The sequence below is a fragment of the Flavobacterium terrae genome (assembly GCF_900142035.1).
Taxonomy (GTDB): domain Bacteria; phylum Bacteroidota; class Bacteroidia; order Flavobacteriales; family Flavobacteriaceae; genus Flavobacterium; species Flavobacterium terrae.
Window position 1 is genome coordinate 181373 of sequence record NZ_FQZI01000001.1, and the last position, 17412, is coordinate 198784.

14 protein-coding genes are annotated in these 17412 nt (G+C 33.8%); 1 reads left to right on the forward strand and 13 read right to left on the reverse strand.

The genetic code is table 11. From position 1 onward, the window contains the following. Positions 1-32: 32 nt before the first annotated feature. Entirely contained in the window at positions 33-5975 is a 5943-nt protein-coding gene (locus BUC09_RS00830) for a choice-of-anchor D domain-containing protein (protein WP_073307750.1), read from the reverse strand. A 224-nt stretch (positions 5976-6199) separates the two neighbouring features. Between BUC09_RS00830 and BUC09_RS00835 the strand changes: the two genes are divergently transcribed. Further along, positions 6200-6676, forward strand: coding sequence for a regulatory protein RecX (locus BUC09_RS00835; RefSeq protein ID WP_073307751.1), 477 nt, complete (start codon positions 6200-6202; stop codon positions 6674-6676). Here BUC09_RS00835 and BUC09_RS00840 read toward each other — a convergent pair. The 12 genes from BUC09_RS00840 to BUC09_RS00895 form a co-directional block, all read right to left on the reverse strand. After that, entirely contained in the window at positions 6673-7851 is a 1179-nt protein-coding gene (locus BUC09_RS00840) for a beta-ketoacyl synthase N-terminal-like domain-containing protein (RefSeq protein ID WP_073308998.1), read from the reverse strand. The genes BUC09_RS00835 and BUC09_RS00840 overlap by 4 nt on opposite strands. A 56-nt stretch (positions 7852-7907) precedes the next feature. Further along, positions 7908-9179 carry an adenosylmethionine--8-amino-7-oxononanoate transaminase gene (gene bioA, locus BUC09_RS00845; RefSeq protein ID WP_073307753.1) on the reverse strand — a complete coding sequence of 424 codons (1272 nt, stop codon included), beginning with the start codon at positions 9177-9179 and terminating at the stop codon, positions 7908-7910. Between the two features lie 77 nt (positions 9180-9256). Beyond that, entirely contained in the window at positions 9257-9874 is a 618-nt protein-coding gene (gene bioD / locus BUC09_RS00850; protein ID WP_073307755.1) for a dethiobiotin synthase, read from the reverse strand. Positions 9875-9925: 51 nt separating this feature from the next. Then, complete coding sequence (locus BUC09_RS00855; protein ID WP_073307756.1) at positions 9926-10543, reverse strand: hypothetical protein; 618 nt, start codon at positions 10541-10543, stop codon at positions 9926-9928. Then, positions 10533-11036, reverse strand: coding sequence for an RNA polymerase sigma factor (locus BUC09_RS00860; RefSeq protein ID WP_073307758.1), 504 nt, complete (start codon positions 11034-11036; stop codon positions 10533-10535). The genes BUC09_RS00855 and BUC09_RS00860 overlap by 11 nt, the downstream gene beginning before the upstream one ends. A gap of 8 nt (positions 11037-11044) precedes the next feature. Beyond that, the gene (locus tag BUC09_RS00865) at positions 11045-11893 is read right to left on the reverse strand and encodes a TraB/GumN family protein (RefSeq protein ID WP_073307760.1); all 849 of its coding nucleotides are present in this window, start codon (positions 11891-11893) and stop codon (positions 11045-11047) included. A gap of 48 nt (positions 11894-11941) precedes the next feature. Next, positions 11942-12139, reverse strand: coding sequence for a hypothetical protein (locus BUC09_RS00870; RefSeq protein ID WP_143161837.1), 198 nt, complete (start codon positions 12137-12139; stop codon positions 11942-11944). A 74-nt stretch (positions 12140-12213) separates the two neighbouring features. After that, positions 12214-13356 carry an aminotransferase class I/II-fold pyridoxal phosphate-dependent enzyme gene (locus BUC09_RS00875; RefSeq protein WP_073307763.1) on the reverse strand — a complete coding sequence of 381 codons (1143 nt, stop codon included), beginning with the start codon at positions 13354-13356 and terminating at the stop codon, positions 12214-12216. Next, positions 13356-13826 (reverse strand): hypothetical protein, encoded by a 471-nt coding sequence (locus BUC09_RS00880; protein WP_073307765.1) that lies wholly within the window; start codon positions 13824-13826, stop codon positions 13356-13358. Before BUC09_RS00880 ends, BUC09_RS00875 begins: the two co-directional genes overlap by 1 nt. A 77-nt stretch (positions 13827-13903) precedes the next feature. Further along, positions 13904-14185 (reverse strand): F0F1 ATP synthase subunit delta/epsilon, encoded by a 282-nt coding sequence (locus tag BUC09_RS00885; protein WP_073307767.1) that lies wholly within the window; start codon positions 14183-14185, stop codon positions 13904-13906. An 85-nt stretch (positions 14186-14270) separates the two neighbouring features. Next, positions 14271-15782, reverse strand: a complete 1512-nt coding sequence (gene atpD / locus BUC09_RS00890; RefSeq protein ID WP_073307769.1) for a F0F1 ATP synthase subunit beta — start codon at positions 15780-15782, stop codon at positions 14271-14273. Between the two features lie 190 nt (positions 15783-15972). After that, positions 15973-17397 (reverse strand): SGNH/GDSL hydrolase family protein, encoded by a 1425-nt coding sequence (locus BUC09_RS00895; protein ID WP_073307772.1) that lies wholly within the window; start codon positions 17395-17397, stop codon positions 15973-15975. Positions 17398-17412: the final 15 nt, after the last annotated feature.

The window sequence follows — 17412 nt, forward strand, 5'->3', positions numbered from 1 at the left end:
GGGATTTCTAAACTTATTAACCTGAAAAAAAATCAATACATAACTTTTTTAGTAATTGTTTTTCCGCTTTCTAAAGTCACTTTCACAATAATAGCTTGACTTGCTTTTTGTAATGAAGTTTCTTCTGCTTTATTAACTTTTAATTGCTTTTTAGAAACCAATGTTTGACCTAACACATTATAAATTTCATATGTCTTGATAGGCTCTATTGAGGAGTTTATTACTATACTATTATCTGAAGCATAAATTTTAACGCTATTATCAGAAACTTCAAACTGATCATTATTCAATGTTTGATTAGTATAACGCAATACGAATCTTTCAAGAAATTCTCCACTATTAGATGTAAAGTAATATGGAGCTGAACGCAAATCATGAATAAAGTTTGTTTGTTTATCTTCAAGATAAATAGACTGACTAGGATCATTAAAGAAACCATCAACATCCTTTATTGCAATTGTATAATTACCATTAGAAGGTATTTTTATTGCCAATGGTACCTGATCGTTTTGATCAAAAGGTAAGCTTCTACCCTGAATAATATGTCTATCATACCCCTCTAATAATGAATAAATACTAAAAGTAGCTTTCAAATTAGCCTGAGCATCATACATTTGATCTTTTCCATTTGTTGCACCATTAACATAAGCAACAAGTGTTGAATTACTTGCTGTTGAAGATACTAAATCAATCCAAATTCTACCACCTGAATTAACATTTGTACTTCTATAAAACTGATCATTTCTATACGTTTTACTTCTCATGCTATTACTGAAAACAGCATTTGATGAAGCAGAAGCACTAGTTGCAGACATCCTAGTAATAAAACCTTGTCCAGCGCCTATATAACCATCAAATACTCCTGGAGTTGAAGGCCCAGAAAGGTTATACGTTAAATAATCATTTGGATCGTAATTATATCCATAATTATTATAGAATGGGTCTAAAGCTGATCCACTTGGTGCAATGCGATGTAACCAAATTTTAACAAAACCATCTAAATTACTCGAATTAGCCGTTAAAAATTCGTCTGCTGATATTGAAGATGGATAAGGATTACCCAATAAGTTCCAATTATCATCATCTTGTGTAGCATTTGTTGGAGAATAAGGCGAAGGGTAAGCACCAACAGTGTTATAAGTTCCTCTTGAAATTGACGTATTAATTATTCCATTGTTAGGTACCCCTGTAAAAGTTGAAGTGAAATTCACAGGAGAATTTAATGGTGCATTATTAAGCCCTCTTTCTATATATCCTTTTCCAAGAACCATTGTTTCTGTACCGTTTACCCAATTACCAAAATCTCCTACTCCGTTTCCTGGAACAGTTGGAATCCATTTGTACAAATTATTATTACCTGAGTATGAGGAAATGTCAGCTGAATTGAAATTAGCAACTGGACTTGACCAATATACATAATCTCTATAATCTATAAATGCAGTTCTTTGCATATTTATATTACCAGTATTTATTCCTGCATCATCAACTTGGACTAATGAACCATTATTTTCAATATTTAATGTACCATTGTTAGTTATATTATTAACTACAGTAACAAAATCACCATCTTTAATAACTAAAGTATAACTTGGATTTACAAGTAAACTACAACATTCAAAATCACCATTTGCTGCTGTATCATAATTACCATCTATGATGGCTATCTTAGTTACATCTGGCGCACCTTTAGTCCAAATTGTACCATTCCAAACAGTTGAAGGAACAGAGATTAAAACTGCCGTAGAAGCTGTATAACATGTTGCCAAGTCTTCTCTTACTTGACAATAAAATTGATACCCATCTAAATTAGCAACTGAAGATATAGCAAGATTAGCTGTCGTTGCTCCCGAGAATACACCTCCATCTGTTACTGTAGACCATGAAGCAGTATTAGGGGCAACAATATACCATTGGTATGTTAATGGATTACCACCTACAAAACCTTCATTGGCTGTTACACTCAAAGTTGCCGAAGTAGTTGTACAAGTTACCGAAATAACAGGTTGTGCTGTTATCACTGGTGTTGCTACAACTGGAATATAAGTTGCTATGTTAGAATAATCATCACTACAGCTATCCCAATCTATAATTACCCAGTCATTCACTGCGAAAGTAGTCGATGGTGCCGAAACTGTATTTTTTCTTTCAAAATCGTATCCTCTATCTCCAAGTCCTAAATCAGTGATCCAAAAACGAGTATCATCTGCAAACCCCCAAACATCAATTACGGTTCCTCCTTTTACTAACTTCACTAAATCATTATTATTAATTCCAGAATGAACTCCGCTTTGATTGGCTAAACTACCATTTCCTCCAGGCACACTACAAGCAGTTCCAACAGTAGTTCCAAAAATAAATTTCCCTCCAGGGGCAAGAACACCTGCTAATGGTAAATCAACATCAACTCCCGGAGCACTATCGTTTAAGGTTGCATTGTAATTTGTAAATCTAACTGCATAATTCAATGCAGCCATATCAATAGTACTTGATGTACCATTATAAATTTCTACATAAGTCAAAGAACCCGAAGAAGCATCAGTAACTTCAGAAATAAACAAATCTGTAATTAAAGATGAACTTTGGCAAGACGTAATATCTTTATCAACAACTGTAAAAGCGATTGCTGCCGATGAACAAGGTTGAGAATCTGTTACAATTAAATTCCCAGTAGTTGCTCCTGATGGTACTGTAACTACTAATTGAGACGCCGAACTAGACACAATTGTTGCTGCAACTCCATTAAATGAAGCAGTTGCAGAAGTCAAATTACCTGTAGATGCGGTTATAGTCACTTGAGTCCCAATAGGTCCAGAAGAAGGCATCACGGATACAATTGTAGCTGGTGTACATGGTGGTGTAACAATCGTTTGTACATTTCCTAAAGCAATTCCATTTTTAGTTCCTGCAGGATTAATTACAGCAACTAAATTACTGTTAGGAGACAAATCTACTTTTATTTTTCTTCCTACTACTGCTGTCGGAGAAACATCGGCAACTAATAGATATCTTCTCTCTGTTGTTAATCCTGTTTGTCCTGACAAAGTAAAATTCATTGAAGTGTTCAAGGCAATACCTGCTCCAGAAACAGAAGCTTCTGCTCCATCAACAACTCCATTTGAATTTGCATCATAAAATATTCTAAAATTAGAAATATCTGAAGCTGCTACAGTTGATGCAGCTGCGTTAGTTAACGTTATAGAAGAAAGATCATAACTAGTCGCACAAGCTGGAGTTGTTGTCACTCCCATAATAACTACATTATTTGTACCTGTTGTTATATTACCGGTAGCTGGGCTTCCAGTATTACTAATATTTAATGAACTTCCTGCTGTAACACCAACATTGAAAGTTGAAGTTTCAGCCGCATTATTAAATGCTAATACTCTTAGAAAATAAGTTGTTCCAGCTGTTAATGCAATGCTAATAGTTTCTGTAGAAGTTGTACCATTGGATTCATCTAAAAAAGTAGTTGTTGCAGGACAGCTTCCCGAAAACAACTCAATATCAATATCACCCGTAAAACCAGAAACAGTTATTATGTGGGTACTTGAACAAGTAGGTGTAAATGAGTACCAAACATCTGGCTTATTATTGAAAGGTGCTGGTGTTCTTGTTGATCCTGTCATACTCCCTGGAATAGGCGCTGCATTTACAATCAATGTTGTTGCACTTGTACATAAATCATTACTCGCTACATTTGTTCCATTACCTGTAATACTAAAATCGTAAGGATTTTCATTAGCATCATCATTAGCAATAGAAATAGTTGCATTTCTAGCACCCACAGCACTTGGATCAAATGTTACTTGAAAAGTTGTAGAACCTCCTGCTGCTACTGTTGCAGCTGGAGCAGATGTAATTGTAAAATCTGATGCCTGAGCTCCACTAATGGTGACAATTCCTATGTTTAATATAACATTACCAGTATTTTGTATGGTAAATGTTCTTACTATTGTACCTGAAGTAACATCTACAGAACCAAAATCTGTGTGATCTGTTAAGGATGGTGTAATATCTCCATCAACAATTGAAACTGAATTTCCTTGAACGTTTATCTCATTAGAAGATATTAAAGGTCCACATAAAACTTTTACATCATCAAATGCTAAATTACCTGCAGATTTTGTGTAGGTAAACCTAAATCTCTGGAGATTTATTGGCAATGAAGGAGTAGATGATGAATTATATATTTTTGTTGTTCCGGTTGTAGGTATTGAATTTGTAATATTATCAACAACGACCCAACTTGTCCCATCAAAACCTTCAACTAATAAAGCTGATGCAGCATCAGTTGAATTTCCTTTAATCCAAAAACTTAACTCTGTTGCATAGGCAAAGGAAGGAGTGGTTAAAATATCACCTGTAGAATTAAACTGTGCTGAATTTGGGCTCAAACCTGAACTAGCCGCAGTAGTATAATTTGATAAACCAGTAGATGTCCAACTACCAAAAGAAGCACCAGTAAATGAGTTGAAATTTTCATCAACACATAGAGCAGTAGTTGTCGTAAAATTTGTTGAGGGAATACTTCCTCCTGTGTAATAGTTTATTGTTTGAGCAACACTTAAATATGCATTAAATGGGATTAAGGTAAAATAATAAGTAGTTCCAGGCGTTAATCCTGTCACCGAAAAAGTTGTATCTGTTCCAGACAATGAAGTATTTCCGGCTACTACTGCGTCCCCTATAACGGTTCCGGCAGGGTAATAAACCCCATCTGAGGGTACTCCTGTTGGTGCTGATCCTATTTTTTGCAGAATGATATATGCTCTACCATTTGTGAGAGTATTAGGCGCCGAAAAACTTAAATCTATTTGAGTGCTTGAAGCAGTCGTGCAACTAAATGTAGCTGCATGGGCAGTTGGCTCTGAACTCAGTGTGTAAGTAACAGTTGATACAGGTGATGTTAAATTATAACATTCTCCAGTGGCATTATATTCATAAGCCGTTACTCTGTATTCTGTTCCTGGTGTCAAACCCGTAATAGGTCCTGCCGTTGATCCTGCTCCTCTAAAAACAACTCTATTGTTTGCATCTATCTGACCAGCCGTTGACCAATCTAAAGCTGCAGAATAAGGTGTACCAGAAACAGGAACTGCATTAGCAGCTAAATTAGGTCTAACAACCAACATTGTTCCGTTACCATTTCCAGGTGTCCAATTGACATTAAAACCGTCTAACGTAAAACTATTTGTAGATATACCTGATGCTTGAGTAGATGGAGATGTACAACTTGCTGATGTCCATTGTGCATATAAAGTTAAATCTGCAGAAAAATTATAGGTTTGACCATCAGTATAAACTACTGGACCAGCGGGCGCTGTACCCCAACCAGCAAAAGTAAAACCTGTTCGAGTAAAAGCATTTGATGTCAAAGCAGTCGCAGTATTTGCGGTTTGATTTGACATAGAACCTCCGTCTGCACCATTGCCATTAAAAGTTACTGTATGTGGGACTTCATAGGTGATTACTATAGAACTAAAATATTGCGCAGTAGCTCCTCTTTTTATACAAAAGTAGTTATAGTTATCTGTTGAAGCCATAGTCCATGTATAGGTGGTATTTGTTTGTGAGCCAAACGATGTACCTCCTGTTACTACATAATCAGCTGTTGTATTGCTTACCAAACGTGATGTACCAAGGTATAATGTTGATGCTACAGAAGCTGAGCCAGTAAACTGGACACTTAAAATTCTACCAGGTATTGCAGTAGTATTATAAACAACTCCATTGGTTGCTTGGGCTTGAATATATTGACAAGCAGTAGAAGAAGCAGGTGTACCAGCTGGATTGCAAGTAATAGCTTTACCTCCAAAAGAGACTGAACTTTGAGTCCAAACCCTTTCTGCCCCACCGTTATAATTATTAGAACCTAGAATCGCTGAACCACCAATACTTGCATTTGTAATGGTAATGCTTTGAGCCAAACTAATTAAACTAAAAAATAAAGAAAAAATAAGTAATTTAATTCTCATTGTATCTGTTTTAATTGTGTAAAACGCTCTACTGAAAACCAAACACTTAGTTTAAAATAAAGCCATCAAATATATTATTAATTCTGAATAAAAAAAGTAATTAAAGTTAAATTTATCGTTAAATATTACAGATAGTCGATAAAACTTGGTCTTTTAATAAATTATTCATAATATGAAATTTCTTACATTTTTAAATTTAGGATAGTTTTTGATACTTTTACAGTATGAATTCGAAAGTATATACTGTAGAAGAAGCCACAAAAAAAATTGAGTATTACTGCTCCTATCAGGACAGATGCCATGATGAAGTTATTACAAAACTGAAATCCCTAGGCATAGTTCCTCAAGTCATAGATCATATCATAGTTCATCTTATCGAGCATAATTTCTTGAACGAAGAACGCTTTGCTTGTAGTTTTGCCAGAGGGAAACACAACATTAAAAAATGGGGGAAATTTAGAATTGAAAACGAATTAAAATTACGAAATATTTCTAAATACAACATTACCAAAGCATTAAAAGAAATTCTTCCTGAAACATATATAGAAAACTTCCATCTTTTAGCCGAAAAACAATGGGATGCTGTGTTCGAAAAGAATTTACTAAAGAAAAAGAAAAAAGTTGGAGATTACCTACTTCGAAAAGGATGGGAAAGTTATTTAGTATATGACAAATTAGAAGAGTTAAGTCGTAGCCATTAATCGCAGCTTAATAAAACACTAACTGCATTACCTCCAAAACCAACTGCGTTTACCAACACTTTTTTTATAGGCTTTTGTACTAATTGGTTTGAGATAAATGGCACTGGTATAAATGTATTGTGTTGCATCATTAGTATTGCTAATTCAACACTCAACATTCCTGAAGTACCAAAAGTATGACCTAACTTCCACTTATTTGTAGTTAGTAAAGGTACTTCGACAGGCTCAATACCCGATTTACTAAAAAGTTTTTGAATTGCCTTAAATTCTGACAAATCTCCTTTAATAGTTCCCGGAGCATGCATTACAATCGCATCTACATCTTCAAGCGGAGTGTTCTGCAAAGCCATCTTCATAGATTCTTGAAAGCATTTAGCTTCCTCAGAAATTGAAATATTATGTTCTAAATCATCTGTAGCATAACCAATACCTTCGACATAAGCCAATGCATTTTCTTTCACACCTAATTCTAAACATGCTAGCGAGACTGCTTCTCCTAGCACCATAGTATTCTTCTTTTTTTCTAAATCTAAAGCAAGACAAGGATACTCATTCTCCGGCTGATTGCTATAAATTTTTAGTGCTTCCATTTGAGCTAAAGTAAAATCTGTCAAAGGAGATTCACTAGCTCCAACAAGAAACTTTGTTGCCATACCCGATTTTAGCCACGCCACAGCATTTAAAATTGCATGTAAACCAGTAGAACAAGTTATTGAATGTGAAATTGCTAATCCTTTACTCTTTAAATCATGAGCAACCCACGAGGAAATATTGCCTAAAGTTGTAGTTGGAGAAGTAAGTGTTGCCGCTTTACCTGTTTCAATAAATTCTTTATGATGAGTTTCAAATAATTGAGTTGCTCCACGAGATGATCCAATATTAATCCCAAAGTTTTCTCCAGAGTCCCATCCAGCCATTTTTACTGCTTCTCTTGAAGCTAAAATAGCCATTAAAACTGTTTCATCTAAAGCTTTGTATTTAGTATCAGAATTTCTTAATTCCTTGAGTTTCTTTTTTATTTCTAAAGGAATTTGAGCCACAGGCTTGCTTTTACCATTAAACAACTGATTTGTAATAGCAGTTTTATAAGATAAATAACTATCCCAGATCTCATTAGGATGTTGACCTAATGCCGAAATAGAACTCAAAGAAGTAATGGCAATTTTTTGTTTCAAACTCACTCAATTTAATTACAAAGGTCGCAAAGCTTTTACAAAGAACCCAAAGAAAACTATACTATTTCTAGTACCTTTTCTATACTACCATATACTTTTTGTAACTGCTCTTTAGTGATAATATATGGTGGTAAAATATAAACAATATTGCCTACTGGACGTAAAATAATTCCTTTTTCAATAAAAAAATTATATAATTTATTTCTAAGGCCACCGTAGTAACTTTCTTGACCTTCGGTTTTAATTTCTAAGGCAAATATTACCCCTAGAACCCTAGTTACTTTTATTTTATGATGGGTTTTGATTTTCTCTTGGAACTGCAAATGCAATTGGTTAATTTGTTTGATGTTTTGCTGAATTTCTTCTGTACATAACAATTCAATACTTGCAAGAGCCGCTGCACAACCTGTTGGATTAGCAGTAAATGTATGACCATGAAATAGTGCCTTATTTACATCATCACTATAAAATCCGTCGAAAATTTCTTGTGTAAAAGTGGTAATCGCCATAGGAATAGTTCCGCCTGTCAATGCTTTTGACAAGCACATCATGTCAGGTTTTTGAGAAAGATAATTGCAAGCAAATGTTTTGCCTGTTTTCCCAAAGCCCGTCATTACTTCATCGGCAATAGTAAAGACTTGATGTTTTTTACAAATTTCAATTAATTTATCTAATGCAGAAGCTTCGTACATAACCATCCCAGCAGCGCCTAACACTAAAGGTTCAAAAATAAAAGCTGCAAATTCCTTTGAATAAAGTAAACTCTCTAATTGAATCAAAACCTCTTGCTCATTATCTTGAGTTGGGACTGGAATCCTAACTACTTCCAGCAATGAACCCTGAAAAGCTTCGGTAAAAAATGAAATTCCGCTTGCCGCCATTGCTCCAAAAGTATCTCCATGAAAAGCATCTTCAAAAGCAATAATCTTTGTTCTTCTTTCTTCTTTATTATAAAAAAACTGCAAAGCAGCTTTAATAGCAATTTCAACAGCGGTTGAACCATTATCAGAATAGAAAACTTTTTTTTGATTTGAAGGCAAAATAGACAATACTTTCTCAGAAAGTTCCACCGCTCTATTATGTGTAAATCCACCAAAAAGCACATGTTCCAAAGTAGTTAATTGCTTGTAGATAGCATCTGCAATAATTTTATTAGAATGACCAAAAGGATTTACCCACCATGAAGCAATGGCATCAATATATTCCTTCCCGTTTTCATCCCACAACAACGCATCTTTCCCTTTTACAATTGCAGGAAAATCAGCAGCAGTTTTATGTTGTGTATAAGGGTGCCAATTGTATAGTTTGTCTTTTTGAGATAAGTTCATTTTTTTTAGATTATGGATAATAGACAAAGAGATGATAGACAAAAGAATTCTATTACCTATCCTCTTATCTTATATTCTTAAAGATTTAATATATTTTCTTTAAATTTTTGAGCATAATATCTTACTACATTTTGATCAAAATAAGGTTCGTTATCTATTCGCCCAATCATTTTTAGTCCTGTTTTGTTTAAGATAATTTCTTCAGTTGAAGGATATTCGTCTCCACTAAAAACAATTCCAGCAATATTTATATTTCTATTTTTTAACGCTTCAATAGTTAAAAGAGTATGATTAATACTTCCTAAATAATGTCTTGAAACAACTATTACTCTATAATCTTTCTGAATCAAATCGATAACACAATCAGTATCATTTAAAGGAACAAAAACACCTCCAGCCCCTTCAATTACCAAATGATTTTTTGTTTTGGGCTCTTGAATTTGGTGTAAATCAATTACAACCCCGTCTCTTTTTGCTGCTAAATGAGGACTAGCCGGTGTATGCAAAGCATAGGCATTATCAAAAATCTTAGTTGTATTGTTTGAAAGATATTTTTGGATTTTATGAGAGTCTGAATTTTCTAAATCTCCTGCTTGTACTGGTTTCCAGTAATCTGCTTCTAGAGCTTCCGTTATTATAGCCGATGCAATTGTTTTTCCTACATCGGTACCTATTCCTGTTACGAATAATTTCATTTTTAAATTTTATACAAAAGTAAAAAACCCATCACAAAGATGGGCTTTAGTTTATTCTTTTAATTTATCAATTATTTTTCGAATCTCTTTAGCGTACTTACCATAAAAATAGTTCACCCACCATTCTGTCATAAACCCTACCGAAATCATTACTCCTACAAACATTCCAAATAAACCTCCAAGAATAAAATCGCCTGATTTTTTGTTCAAAATAACATCTACGATTTCTTGAGAATGATCTTTCAAAATAATCATTGCTGCAAATGCTAAAGCAAAAGGAACAATAGAATAAGTAAATGATTTATACAATTCCATATTTAACCGAATATCAAAATAGGTGTCATATAAATTGTCTTTTGTACTCGTATTTGGCGTATTAAGTCTTTTATAAAACCAAAACAGTTTTACTAAAAAATAAGCACAAATAACTAAAAACAAAGCAAATAAACCATAAAAGGCTGTTGCTAATAAATCAGTAAAGTTGTACAAAAAAGGAATACAACCAATGAAAACAATTGCTAATACTTGATAAATAAATTCATTTTTAAGGTTTTTACGAATTTTATCGAGTGGCATATTAGCCGATTGTAATTTTTCTAAATTATTTGGGAGTTTGATCTCATTATTATGATCATTATTCCATGCTTTTTGTATATCATCAAAGTCCATAACCTTGTTTTTTTATAATTTCTTTTAATTTTTCTTTAGCTCTATTGAGTTTTACCCTAGCATTCCCATCGGAAATCCCTAGATTTTCTCCTATTTCTTTATGCGAGAATCCTTCAAGTTGGTAAAAAATGATAGCTTTATCAATCTTATCCAGCTTTTGTACTGCCTTATAGAAATGTTCTATTTGAGTTTCTTTAATATGGGAGTCGTCTTCATCCTCTTTAATATTTTCTGAAACAATATCATACTTGTCTACTTTACGTTTTTCTTTTTTTAAGAAAACTATAGAAGTATTAATTGCAACTCTGTACATCCAAGTTGAAAACTGACTTTCCCTTTTAAAGGTGTCATATCCCTTCCAAAGTTGACAAACAATTTCTTGAAACAAATCGTCCTGATCGTCCCGATTGTCCATATACATTTTAGAAACCTTGTAGAGAATTCCTTTATGAGTTTCAATTCGGCTTAAAAATTCTTTTTCTTTCGACTCCAAAATGCTTTTTAGTTCATTATAGGTTTTACATTATATCCAGCTTTTTTTAGCAGCTGTATTACACCCTGTTCACCATCCAAATGTGCTGCACCAACAGCAAAGAAAACACTTTCTTTTTCCATTAACTCAGGCATTTTTTTGACCCAATTATTGTTACGAATATCTAACATCCATTTTTTATCTTCTTTGTTCATAAATTTAGCATCCGTAGTTAATTCATATATTTTTTGAACCTGCTCTGAAGTATATACTGGTATTAATTCTTTAAAATAGTCAGAGCCATATAGTTTTAACTGCTCTATCATTTCATGGTCAGAATATGCTTTACTTAGAAAATCCAATTGATCGTTTAATTTTTCTAAACCTATGGTTTCTATTTTTCTTTCCTTCGCCATTTTCATGAATTCAAACTCATACATTTTTGGAGGGCAATTTAATGACTTGAACATCACCATACTCATTATCGTCATTAAAGTGTAGTTGTCAAAAGTTTTTGCTCCTTGTCCTAATTTTTCTTGCAGAAAGGCGTCAAGTTTTTTATAATCCTCAGCATTTAAAGTTTTACTGAGCGGTTCTTTACTCATTGCTGATTGTTGCATAGCCATTAACTCTGATGGATCATCCATGTCTATTTCTAGTGCAAGTTTATCAGATTTAGAAAAAGCTTTCAAAGTTTTATCAGTTATTTTAAAATCAGACTCACACATCATATGAACTGTGCCGTATAAATAAGATGGCTTAGTTAATCCCTTACCTGATATTTCCCATAGTAATGTATTTTCTGTTGTTTGAGCAATTGTAGATCCTCCTAATAAAGAAGCAAAAATTAAAAGTGAAGATTGAATTAGTTTTTTCATTTTTTTTAGTTTTCTATATTGATGATAATTTTGATTGATGTGAAACTCTTATTTATTATTTTCTGCCTTTTCTCTTTTTTTAGAAGCAAAACTCCCTGCTAAAAGGCAAATAATGATGACTAACAATTCTCTGTTGGGTCTCTCAAAAGCAAATTCGCTCACTAAAGAGTAACTAATCCCAAATGAAGCTAAAAAAAGCATAATTGAATTAACTGAAGAAATTTTTGATGTGTTTATAGTTTTCATAATGTTTTGTTTTAATTTGTTTACGACTCGTAAGTAATCGAATAAACAAAACGTTACAAAAAAATTCAAAAAATTTACAAAAGTGAGTAAAGACAAGCAATAACAGCCGAAATTTCTTTTTCAGCATTATAACTGTGAAGGCAAAAACGAAGTCTTTCTTGTCCTTCAGGGACTGTAGGAGAAAGTATTGGTTTTACATCAAATCCGTTTTTTTGTAATTGTAGAGCAATTCGCTTCACATTATCATTACCCTGAATTATAGCACATTGAATTGCGGATTTACTATATACAAACATAGGTTTTAATCCTAGCCGCATTTTTTCTTGATTAAAGAAAACAATATTTGCTTTAAGCCTTTGGATTGCTTCTTGATTTTCACTCAAGCTTTTATAGGCAATTAAAATAGTAGCTACAGAATGAGGCGAAAGTCCCGTAGTGTAAATAAAACTTCGAGCAAAATTGACTAAATACGATTTGAGTTCATTACTTCCTAAAATTACTGCTCCATGACAACCTAGGCCTTTGCCAAAGGTCATGATTCTTGCAAAAATTTTATTTTGTAGACCTAACGATTGAACCAAACCTTGACCATGTTCTCCAAAAACACCTAGAGCATGCGCTTCGTCAACAATTAAATAACACTTGAATTTTTCACAAAGAGACACTAAATCTTCTAAACTAGGAGAATCACCGTCCATTGAATAAACAGACTCAATCACAACAAAAATGTTGGAATTTAAAACTTGAAACTTAATAAGTTTTTGTTCCAAATCTTCTAGATCATTATGCTCAAATTTATAGGATTTTGCATTTGAAAGCTGAATACCATCTCGTATAGATGCATGACAAAGTTCATCATATAATATAATATCATTACGCTGAGGGACTGAACTCAAAATGCCAACATTTGCATCATATCCTGAGTTGAATATCAATGCTGATTCTGACTGATGAAACTGTGCAATATATTCTTCGGCAACTACATACAGATGATGATTGCCAGAAATTAAACGACTTCCTGTTGCACCATTTGTTTTATATTTATTATCAATCAAAAATTGATGGCTATCATCAAAAATAACCTCAGATTTTGAAAAGCCTAAATAATCGTTGGAAGAAAAATCTATTAATTCATTTGATGACTTAAGCGAACGCAAGGCATTGTTAGCTTTACGTATATCAAGTTTTTCTTGGAGTGATTTAGGAAATTCTGCCATTAAAACACCACTCCAAGTTTAGTTACCTTTTGCTCGCTATCAGTTTGAGCAAAAATCACAGCTTTAGAATTTTTTACTTTAAAACGACGATCACGAACAAATTTGGCATCATGTTTTTCATGTACCGCTGCAATGTCTTCAACATTAACACCTATTGTAAACTTATTAAGCTTCCATTTTTTATTTGTTATAGTAAGCAATTTCATTTGATCGTTTTGCATTTCCATAACTAAACCATCATAATTGAAAGTAAAAACTGGCGCTTCCCCTTTTTCAAGAATTTCTTTATCTAAAGTTATAGCCTTACCTAAAAGAGCCTCTATCTTATCAGGGTTGTACTTTTCACAAACTTTAATACTCTTATTGGTTTTAATATTAGTTAATGTTAAAACTGGCGATGTTTGTTGTTTAAATGAATAGAGAGTCACACTCACAATCATTAATAAAAGAAATGTAATTTTCGTTTTCATACACGTAGATTTAGTAATATAAAAATATAAAAAAAGCCAAACATTACTGTTTGGCTTTTGCTTTATTTCAAATTGTATTAATCTGCCAATACAATTATTTTATTATCATTCATTTCGATAGTTCCTGAATTGATAGGCAACCAAAAAGTTTGATCATTTACTTTATTAAATTTTGCTGCAAATTCTTTAGCAATTTTAATATTGGACCCAACAATTTTAACATTCCCTTTTACTAACAACGACACTATAGGTGCGTGGTTATTTAACATTTGGAACTCACCATTTACTCCTGGAACTGCTACAGATGTAACTTCTCCTGAAAATAAAGTGGCCTCTGGTGATACGATTTCTACAATCATCTTTTTAAGTTATGAGTTATGAGTTATGAGTTATAATTCGATGAGATGAAACTCATAATTTATAATTCCTAATTCATAATTAAAATTATGCTTCAGTTAACATTTTTTGACCAGCTTCAATAACATCTTCGATAGTACCTTTCAAGTTGAAAGCTGCTTCTGGTAAATGATCCAACTCACCGTCAATAATCATGTTAAATCCTTTGATAGTATCTTTAATATCTACTAATACTCCCGGAATACCTGTAAACTGTTCAGCAACGTGGAACGGTTGAGATAAGAAACGTTGTACACGACGCGCTCTTGATACAGCAAGTTTATCATCTTCTGACAACTCTTCCATACCTAAGATAGCAATGATATCTTGTAACTGTTTGTATTTTTGTAGAATCTCTTTTACTCTTTGTGCACAATCATAATGCTCATTCCCTAAGATTTCTGGTGTTAAGATACGAGAAGTAGAATCTAATGGATCTACTGCAGGATAAATACCTAACTCAGCAATTTTACGAGACAATACCGTTGTAGCATCTAAGTGAGCGAAAGTTGTAGCTGGCGCAGGGTCAGTTAAGTCATCCGCAGGTACATATACCGCTTGAACTGAAGTAATTGATCCTTTTTTAGTCGAAGTAATACGCTCTTGCATCGCACCCATCTCAGTTGCTAATGTAGGTTGGTAACCTACCGCAGATGGCATACGTCCTAATAACGCTGACACCTCAGAACCTGCTTGTGTAAAACGGAAGATATTATCTACGAAGAAAAGTACATCTTTACCTTGATCTGATCCAGCTCCGTCACGGAAGTACTCAGCAATTGACAAACCTGATAAAGCAACACGAGCACGTGCCCCAGGTGGCTCATTCATCTGACCGAAAACGAAAGTTGCTTTAGAATCTCTCATTCCCACTTTATCAACTTTAGTTAGATCCCATCCACCATTTTCCATAGAGTGCATGAAATCTTCACCATATTTAATAATTCCTGACTCTAACATCTCACGAAGTAAGTCATTTCCTTCACGTGTTCTTTCACCTACTCCTGCGAATACAGAAAGACCACCGTGACCTTTTGCAATATTGTTAATTAACTCTTGAATCAATACCGTTTTACCTACTCCAGCACCACCGAATAATCCAATTTTACCTCCTTTAGCGTAAGGCTCAATTAAATCGATTACTTTAATACCAGTAAATAAAACTTCTGATGAAGTTGATAAATCTTCAAATTTAGGAGCTTGTCTATGGATTGGTAATCCGTTAGCACCTTCTTTTGGTAAATCTCCTAAACCATCGATAGCATCACCTACTACATTGAATAAACGCCCGTAGATATCTCCACCAATTGGCATTTGAATTGGAGCACCAGTAGCTTTAACATCAGCTCCTCTACTCAAACCATCTGTAGAGTCCATAGAGATTGTACGTACTGTATTTTCACCGATGTGAGATTGTACTTCCAATACTAATTTAGTACCATCGTTTTTAGTGATTTCTAATGAATCATAGATTTTTGGCAACTCAGCATCAGCTGTGTTAAACACAACATCTACAACTGGTCCAATAATTTGAGCAACTTTTCCTATTACTTGAGACATGCTTATGTATTATTAAATAGCTATTTAGTTATCAAAAACAAAGTGTTTTTTCAGAGTGCAAAGATAATTTTATAATTGTGAATTACAATACAAAATTTTGGTTTTTTTAACTCCTTGAAAATTAAACATCATAAAACACAAAAGCCATCGAGAATCCCGATGGCTTTTACTTCAATATTCTTTATTAACATTATAATATAGAAGGGAATAAAATTCTATATGTCCCAACATTAACTGTTTTTAAAGTAGATCCATATTTAGCATTGATTGCTTCAATAAATTTATTAGCAATTAACGCATAACCGCGAGGTGATGGATGAACCCCATCTAAAGAAAAAGCACCTCCAGTTACAAAATCTTCTTTTAAAGTGTATCCATTAACAGAAATACCATTAGGACTTGTTAACTGATTCATTATTGATTTTGCATCAACAAATGCCAAACCGTTTGCGTTTGCTGCAGCCTCAATAGTAACATTATAAGCATCTGTTGCAGCAATAATTTCATCTACTTCATTTTTACTTACAACCCACTTATCGGCCAAAGGAACCGAAACTCCATTAATAGCTACCGGATTACCACCAACTAATGTACCAATAAAAGCACTTGAAGGTAATACAGGATAATCATCAGCAGTAGCCGGCCTGTATGACGGTATACCATAAGCAGAAAGATCTGTCAAGTAACTATCTACAATAACAACTGGATTAGCTCCCACTTGAAAAACAACTCTTCTTCTGTCTGCTTCTGCTTGAGTGATCAAATTATTAGTCACGGCAACAGCCAAACCTCCATTATAGGTAGCATAACCACTATTCAGTTGTGAAACTTGAGTAGAGTTAAGAACCACGGGATTATAAGGAACAGTTGTAAAATGAGGCAAACTAGTTACATAAGGCAAATTAGCCACTACCCCTTTTCTTCCTCCTGTGGCTAGTTGAGTAGCTAAAGTATTATATGCTGCATCAAAATTTATAGTTGGCGTTATTGGATTAGAACCATCACCACCAGAAAGCGCATAACCAAGTACGTCATTCCCTCCTATCCAAAGTGAAAAGAACGTTGGTTGTTGAGTTAAAGCATCCGCAAGAACTGAAGTAGTACTTGAAGTAGCAAATCTAACAAAATATGGATTTGCAGATGGCGGAGAAGTAAGTAAACCAGCAATATTCCCATAACCTCCAGCTAAAAGATGATAACTTTTTGCACCTGGAACACCTAAATTTGTAAAAGCACCTGATAAATGCGACGACACATCGGTAGATGGTGTACCTGCAACAGGAGTTGGAACATTCCCTGGAGCTAAATAAAGCCTTGGACCTCCTAAAGCTGTATTTGTAAAACCTCCAATATTATCATTCATATAGGGAATAGTCATACTTCCTCCACCTGCAGCCATGAATTGACCTGATAAAATTGCAGGATAAGAAGTTTTCTGAGCCTCTTTAAACAAGGCCCCGTCACTATAACCAGCAGCAAAAGAATCACCCAAAGCTACATATTTTGAAAAATTTGCAGAACCAGAAGACACAGGTTCTTCTGTAATAACATCATCATCATTACACGCTACTATACTTAACGAAGCAAACAATAGCCATTTTATATTTTTTATCATTTTTTCTACTTTATT